The 299-nt window shown below is 69.6% G+C and carries 1 protein-coding gene; it reads right to left on the reverse strand.

Annotated elements, in window-relative coordinates:
• Positions 1 to 31: 31 nt before the first annotated feature.
• Positions 32 to 299 (reverse strand): methionine biosynthesis protein MetW (locus CVH10_RS19405; RefSeq protein ID WP_369335892.1); only part of this gene is annotated, 268 nt, incomplete at its 5' end.

Below are 299 nucleotides of genomic sequence, written 5' to 3' on the forward strand. Positions count from 1 at the left end.
CGGCGAGCGTCTGGGCCACGGGCTCAGCCTCTCAGGCGCGCTCGAACTTGAAGACGGCCGTGCCGGCGCGCACGTTCGGCAGCCAGCGCACCTCGCGGTCGTCCTGCACGCCGAAGGCGTCGAGTACGCGCAGGTTGTTCTTGCCCGCGAGCACCTCGAAGTCCTTGAAGGTGCCGACGCGAATGTTCGGCGTGTCGTACCACTGGTAGGGCCGGCGGCGCGTCACCGGCATGCGGCCTCGCGCGATGCTCAGGCGGTTGGGCCAGTGCGCGAAGTTGGGGAAGGCGACGATGCCGATG

This window comes from Halomonas sp. ND22Bw, from assembly GCF_003011945.1.
Lineage (GTDB): Bacteria > Pseudomonadota > Gammaproteobacteria > Pseudomonadales > Halomonadaceae > Halomonas > Halomonas halophila.